This window comes from Tepidiphilus sp. HLB4 (assembly GCF_054823945.1).
The window spans coordinates 23,915-29,984 of the sequence record NZ_JSYB01000005.1; the positions used below are offsets into that span (position 1 = coordinate 23,915).

Sequence of the window (6,070 nt, forward strand, 5' to 3'; positions counted from 1 at the left end):
TCACGTTTTGCGACATAAGTCGATAATGATAAGATTTCCCGACGTTTTTGTCAAAAAATACTACCATGCCCCGCCTGATCCTCGCCTCGACCTCCTCCTACCGCCGCCAGCTCCTCGAACGATTCGGCGTACCATTCGTCGCCATCGCTCCGCAGGTAGACGAGACGCCGCTGCCCGAAGAGCCGCCGGAACAGACGGCACGGCGACTGGCCGAAGCCAAGGCCCGCGCGGTCGCGGCAACGCTCGGCGAAGCTTGCCACGTCATCGGCAGCGACCAGGTCGCCCACCTCGGCGATGAGCGCTTCGGCAAGCCCGGCAGCGCGCAGCGCGCCATCGAGCAGTTGCGGCGCATGCGCGGACAGACGGTGGAATTCTCCACCGCCGTGTGCGTGCTCGACGAAGAGGGCCACGTCCAGACCGAACTCGTGCCCACCCGGGTGCGCTTTCGCGCCGATCTCACCGACGAGGAGATCGTGCGCTACGTCGAGCGCGAACGGCCGCTCGACTGCGCTGGCAGCGCCAAGGCCGAGGGGCTCGGCATCGCGTTGCTCGAGGCGGTCGAATCGAGCGATCCCACCGCCCTCATCGGCCTGCCGCTCATCGCTACGGCGCGGATGCTGCGCCGCCTCGGCTGGGCGCTGCCGTGACCCCGGGGCGCCTGCTGCTCATCCCCACGCCGCTCGGCGACGGAGGTCCGCCGCTGCTGCCCCCCGAGCACCTGCGCGAAATACAGCGCCTGCGCCGTTTCGTCGTCGAAAACGAAAAACCGGCCCGCGCTGCCCTCAAGCGCCTGGGACACCCGGGGCCGATCGCCGCACTCTTGCTGCAGCGCCTCCCCGAATCTCCTGCCCCAGCCGCCCTGGACGTGCTGCTCGCCCCTTGCCTGGAAGGCGAGGACCTCGGTCTGATGTCGGATGCCGGCTGTCCCGGCGTGGCCGACCCGGGAGCAGCGCTGGTCGCCCGGGCGCATCGACGCGGCATCGCCGTAGTCCCCCTCGCCGGCCCCTCGGCCATCCTGCTCGCGCTCATGGGCAGCGGCCTCGACGGCCAGCGTTTCGCCTTCCACGGCTACCTGCCGATCCCGCCGTCAGAGCGCGCCGCTGCCATCGCCGCGCTGGAAGCAGAATCCCGCGCCCGGAGGCAGAGCCAGTTCTTCATCGAAACGCCGTATCGCAACGAGCGCATGCTCGAAACCCTGGCGCAGGTGCTGGTGCCGACGACGCTGCTGTGCGTGGCCTGCCACCTCACCCAGCCGGATCAGTGGATCCGCACCGCCCCCGTCGCGCGCTGGCGCGCCGAGCCTTTACCGACGCTGGGCAAGCGCCCGACCGTCTTCGGCTTCCTCGCCCAGCAATAGCGGCGCGAGCGCACGCGGCGCATCCACCACCGACAACGGCCGCAGCGCCGCGAGCGCCTCGCGCGGATGCGCTCCGTAGGCCACGCCGATGCCGGCCGTCCCCGCCGCCTGGGCCATGAGCAGGTCGTGCGTCGTATCGCCGATCATCACCGCCCGCTCGGGCGGCACGGCGAATTCCTCCAGCAGCTCCTGCAGCATCTGCGGATGCGGCTTGGAATGGCACTCATCGGCCGTGCGCGAGGCCATCACGTAGCGGCGCAGGCCCGAATGATCGAGCGCCCGCTCCAGCCCCAGCCGGCTCTTGCCGGTGGCCACCGCCACGTAGCGCCCGGCGGCCACGAGTCGCGCAAGGAGCTCCTCGACGCCGGGAAAGAGGGCGAGCTCGCCGTCATGCGACAAGTAATGGTGGCGGTAGCGCGCCGCCATCTCCGGATAGCGCTGCGGCGGCAACTCCGGCAGCGCCTGGCGCAAGGCATCGGCCAGCCCCAGGCCGATCACGTGGCGCGCCCGCTCGGCCGGTGGCGGCGCAATCCCCAGCTCCTCGGCGGCGCGCTGCATCGCCCGGACGATGGCCGCCGTCGAATCCATCAGCGTGCCGTCCCAATCGAACACCACCAGCTCGAATGCGCTCACCCTTCCTCCCCCGGCCCCAGACCGGCCAAGAATTCCCCCAACTCCGGTGGCAGCGGCGCCTCCAGTTCGAGACGCAGCCCCGAGCGCGGATGCACGAAAGCAAGAAATGCCGCGTGCAGGAACATGCGATCGAATCCCGCTCGCGCCAACGCCTTGTTGGCGGCGAAACGGCCGTACTTCTCGTCGCCCACCAGCGGATGCCCCAGATGCGCCATATGCACGCGAATCTGATGCGTGCGCCCCGTCTTCAGTTCCACTTCGACCAGGGTATAACCCGCCTGCGGCCAGCGCCGCAGACGCCGCACGATGCTGTGCGCGACCTTCCCCTCGGGGCTGACGCGCACGCGCCGCTCTCCTTCCGGCGTAAGGTACTTGAAGAGCGGCGCGCGTACGTGCTGCACGGGGTGCTCGACGAGGCCGTGGACCAAGGCGAGATAGCGCTTGCGCACTTGCCCGGCGCGCAAGGCATCCTGCAGCGCCTTCAGGGTCGAGCGGCGCTTGGCCACCATCAGCAGGCCGGAAGTCTCGCGATCGAGCCGATGTACCAGCTCGAGCAGCGACGCCCCGGGTCGCTCGGCGCGCAAGCGTTCGATCACCCCGAACGCGACGCCGGAGCCGCCATGCACCGCCAGCCCCGCCGGTTTGTCGAGCACGATCAGGTCTTCGTCTTCATAGACCACCGGCAGCGGCGGCCCGGCGGGAATCGCCGGACGCACGGGCGCCTCGGCCACGCGCACTGGCGGCACCCGCACCCGCTGCCCTTGCGCCAGGCGCGTCTGCGCCTGTGCCCGACGCCCGTCGACGCGCACCTCGCCGCTGCGGATGATGCGATAGACATGGCTCTTCGGCACCCCCTTGAGGTGGCGCAAGAGGTAGTTGTCCAGGCGCTGTCCTGCGCCCGCCTCGTCGACGCACCACTCCTGCGCCGCGGGAGAAATTTTGCGTTCCATCATCTTCCCGAATATACTATCGCTTCGATTCACGGTCGAGTCGTCGTGCAACGTCCACCCGGAGTGGACCGACTTCGAGCGGTCGAGCCCGTCGAGAAGACGCCGTGCTCCCGCCCGACCGGAATCGAACAACCCCTCCGACCCGGCGCCCGTCTTTTCGGCGCCGCGTTGGATGAACCGGCGGAACACCAGGCTCGCCCGGCCTTATCGACTTTTTTCTCAACTTGAACGGCTCGGGCGGACACGAACAGGAATGCAGTCCGCCGCACCCCGAACGGTGCGGCAGAACCGAAGAGATGATCGACGACATGGTGCCACCGAATCCAGGCCCCACGCCTCCCGCACTGCACGGCGCAGTCCCTTGCCCCGTGCGGCCTCAACGGCCGCCGCGGAACGGCGCCTCCGCGCGCTGACGTCGACCCTCACCGGGCCGCTGCCCGTTCGCGTCCGCCCGCAGCGCGGGAGTGACGACACGATGAAACGCATGCTCTTCAACGCGACGCAGCCAGAGGAACTGCGCGTCGCCATCGTCGACGGCCAGAAGCTGATCGATTTCGACATCGAAGGATCCGGCCGCGAACAGCGCAAAGGCAACATCTACAAGGCGGTGATCACCCGCATCGAGCCCAGCCTCGAGGCGGTGTTCGTCGATTACGGCGAGGATCGCCACGGCTTTCTTCCCTTCAAGGAAGTCGCCCGCACCTACTGGAAGAGCACCGAGGCCAACGGCCGCACCCGGGTGCAGGACGCGCTCTCGGTCGGGCAAGAGCTCATCGTCCAGGTGGAAAAAGACGAGCGTGGCAACAAGGGGGCGGCGCTCACCACCTACATCTCGCTCGCCGGCCGCTACCTCGTACTCATGCCCAACAACCCGCGCGGCGGGGGCGTGTCGCGGCGCATCGACGGCGAGGAGCGCGCCGAGCTCAAAGCCCTGCTCGAGGAGCTCGACGTCCCCGAAGGCATGAGCCTGATCGCCCGCACTGCCGCCATCGGCCGCACGCGCGAAGAACTGCAGTGGGACCTCAACTACCTCCTCAAGCTGTGGCGTGCGATCGAAGACGCCGCCGCCTCGCAATCCGGCCCCTTCCTCATCTACCAGGAAAGCGCCCTGGTGATTCGGGCGATCCGCGACTACTTCCAGCCCGACATCGGCGAGATCCTCTGCGACACCGACGACATCTACGAGCAGGCGCGCCAATTCATGGCCCACGTCATGCCCGACTGCGTGCCGCGCGTCAAACGCTACCAGGACGACGTCCCCCTCTTCTCCCGCTTCCAGATCGAGCACCAGATCGAGACGGCCTATTCGCGCCAGGTGAATCTGCCGAGCGGCGGGGCCATCGTCATCGACCACACCGAAGCGCTGGTCGCCATCGACGTCAACTCCGGTCGCGCCACGAAAGGGGCCGACATCGAAGAGACGGCCTTCAAGACCAACCTGGAGGCAGCCGACGAAATCGCGCGGCAACTGCGCCTGCGCGACCTCGGCGGGCTCATCGTCATCGACTTCATCGACATGGAGTCGGCCAAGAACCAGCGCGAGGTCGAGAACCGCCTCAAGGATTCCATCAAGCACGACCGCGCCCGCGTACAGCTGGGCAAGATCAGCAAGTTCGGTCTGCTGGAACTCTCGCGCCAGCGGCTGCGTCCGGCGCTCGCCGAAACGAGCTACATCACCTGCCCGCGCTGCACCGGCACCGGCCACATCCGCAGCACCGAATCGGCCGCGCTGCACATCCTGCGGCTGATCGAGGAAGAGGCGATCAAGGAGAACACCGCTGCCGTCTACACCCAGGTTCCGGTCGACGTCGCCACCTATCTCCTCAACGAGAAGCGCGTCGACGTCGCCCGCATCGAAGCGCGGCACAAGGTGCGTATCGTCGTCATCCCCAACCGCCACCTGGAAACTCCGGCCTACGAGGTGGTGCGCCTGCGCCACGACCAGCTCGACACGCACGACGTCACCCTGGTGAGCTACGAGCTGGCCACCCCGCCCGCCCCCGAATCCAGCCGTGTCACCGAGCTCACCGAGAAACCCGCCCGACGCCAGGAAGCGGCCGTCAAGGGCATCACCCCCGAAACGCCGCCCCCTTCGCCGAGCGCACCGGCCCCCACGCCGACCCCCGCGCCTGCCGCCGAAGCCGCTGCGGCCAAACCGGCAGCCCCGGCTCCCTTGGTGCAGCGCCTCAAGTCCTGGCTGCGCAGCCTCATGGGCCCAGGCGAGGGCGAAGCAGCCAAGGCCGAAGCGCCCATCCCAGCCCCCGCGGCAGCCGAATCCGCCGCCGAAGCGCCCCGACGCCCTGAAAGCCGGCGTCAACCGCGCCCGCCCCGTAGCGCCGAAGGATCCCGCCGCAGCGAGCGGCCGCCGCGCGAACCGGGCCGGCGCCGTGAAGAAGCGACGGAACGCCGCAGCGAGCGTACGCCCGTCGAAGCGCCTCTTCCGAGCCCCGTTCCCGAAGCCCTGCCCGGCGCACCGCAAGCGCCCCGGACGCCCGTCTCCGCCCCTAGCGCCGAGCCCACGCCGTCGCCTGCCGTGGAGGAAACCGGAGAAACGCTGGAACTGGTCTTGCCAGCGGCCGGCGAGGACACCACGTCCGAGACCGTTGCCAAACGCCGCCGCCGCTCGCGCTCACGCCGCAAGGCCGTGGGTGAATCGGCAGAGGTGATCGAATCCGCCGAAACCGAAGAAACGGCGCAGGCCGAGGCCGAACCCGCTGCGAGCGATGAGGACGCCCAGGCCGTCGAGGCCCAGCCGCCGCGCAGGTCCGCGAAAAAGCGCGATGACGCCGCCGCGCCTCTGCCCGAAGCGTCATCCGCCGCCCCCGCGCCGGAAAACCTGCCCACCCTCGTGCCACCGCAACTCCCCGCGCCGGCAGTGGGGCAGGAGAGCGCGGGCACGGCCGTCGAGCCCGAAGCCCTCCCCACCACGGCCACGGCCGCTCCCGCCAGCCAGGCCGAGATCGCCACGCCGCAGGGCGAACCCGAGGCCCCCTCACGGAGTGCCCCGTTCGACGGGACGGCGACTGAAATCACCGAACCGCTCAGCGCTCTGACCCCCGCGCCGATGCCGTCCCCAAGCGCTCCGGCCACCGAGGCGGCGCCCGTCGAGCAGACGCCACCCAGCCGCACG

5 protein-coding genes are annotated in these 6,070 nt (G+C 69.4%); 3 read left to right on the plus strand and 2 right to left on the minus strand.

Features of this window, described 5'->3' with window-relative positions; translation table 11 throughout:
- The first annotated feature begins 65 nt into the window (after positions 1–65).
- Together OA56_RS01015 and OA56_RS01020 are read left to right on the plus strand one after the other, a co-directional pair.
- Entirely contained in the window at positions 66–647 is a 582-nt protein-coding gene (locus OA56_RS01015) for a Maf family nucleotide pyrophosphatase (protein ID WP_055424161.1), read from the plus strand.
- A complete protein-coding gene (locus OA56_RS01020; RefSeq protein ID WP_461583184.1) occupies positions 644–1,357 on the plus strand; it encodes an SAM-dependent methyltransferase in 714 nt (237 codons plus the stop codon). The genes OA56_RS01015 and OA56_RS01020 overlap by 4 nt, the downstream gene beginning before the upstream one ends.
- On the opposite strand, the gene OA56_RS01025 is transcribed toward OA56_RS01020, so the two are convergent.
- Both OA56_RS01025 and OA56_RS01030 read right to left on the minus strand, forming a co-directional pair.
- Positions 1,304–1,990 (minus strand): HAD family hydrolase, encoded by a 687-nt coding sequence (locus OA56_RS01025; RefSeq protein ID WP_232424761.1) that lies wholly within the window; start codon positions 1,988–1,990, stop codon positions 1,304–1,306. The genes OA56_RS01020 and OA56_RS01025 overlap by 54 nt on opposite strands.
- The gene (locus OA56_RS01030) at positions 1,987–2,943 is read right to left on the minus strand and encodes an RluA family pseudouridine synthase (RefSeq protein WP_461583185.1); all 957 of its coding nucleotides are present in this window, start codon (positions 2,941–2,943) and stop codon (positions 1,987–1,989) included. The genes OA56_RS01025 and OA56_RS01030 overlap by 4 nt, the downstream gene beginning before the upstream one ends.
- Positions 2,944–3,415: 472 nt before the next feature.
- Here OA56_RS01030 and OA56_RS01035 point away from each other — a divergent pair.
- On the plus strand, positions 3,416–6,070 hold a 2,655-nt coding region (locus OA56_RS01035), incomplete at its 3' end, for an Rne/Rng family ribonuclease (protein ID WP_461583186.1).